At 58.9% G+C, this 740-nt stretch carries 1 protein-coding gene; it reads right to left on the bottom strand.

Annotated elements, in window-relative coordinates:
- Window positions 1-127 precede the first annotated feature (127 nt).
- Window positions 128-740: hypothetical protein (locus BSZ35_RS18885; RefSeq protein ID WP_219846706.1), on the bottom strand; the 613-nt coding region annotated here is incomplete at its 5' end.

A 740-nucleotide genomic window follows, 5' to 3' on the forward strand; every position in this document is an offset into this window, starting at 1 on the left:
ACTCGTGACCGGGTCCCTTTTCCCCGTGGTCCCGGACCTCCTCGTGATCGAATGTATATCCGTCGTCCGATTCCATGTCTTCAGTCTTTTAACCGTTGAAAACTGAACGCGCATGAAGGAGAGAAGGCTATGAGTATACGGGGGCCAGAACACCGGCCGATTTATGAGGCGCTGAGGAATCAGCCGCCACGCCCGGGCTCCCTTCGTACTCAAACTCCGGCTGGAGGTCGGCCGACTTCGCGGCCCGGTAGTCGATCCGGAGGGTCACGCTCGCTTCTACCGAGTCGAAGTCCCTTGTGGGTCGGACGGTCTGGTCGTGAGCCACCTCCGTAGCATCGGCAACGGCCGAGCCGTCCCAGGTCCAGCTGGCAGAAAGGAGGGTACCGTCGTCTTTTCGCATCATCTGGTCGGCGGAGTCGAGAGAAGTGGCTGTTTTGTCGAGGTGCGTCTCGTCGCCGACCACGAGGAAGTCGGACGTAAGCGAAAGGGATACTTCCGTAAGCTGCATAAGTCCGGGCTGGAACGTGCGCGGCTCGACACGGAGGCGGACCTCTTCGAGGCTCATTTCTTCACTGATATCCAGCAGGACCTGCACCCGGGGGCGGGCGATGATCTCAAACAGGTCGTTGAGTTCGGTCGTGAGACGCTTGGAGCCGAATTCACCCTTCGGCAAGTATCCGGAATACCCTTTCTTGGACCAAACGGAATTCTTGAACCACTCCTCCAGTTCGGTGTCACTG

The organism is Salinibacter sp. 10B (assembly GCF_002954405.1).
GTDB lineage: Bacteria > Bacteroidota > Rhodothermia > Rhodothermales > Salinibacteraceae > Salinibacter.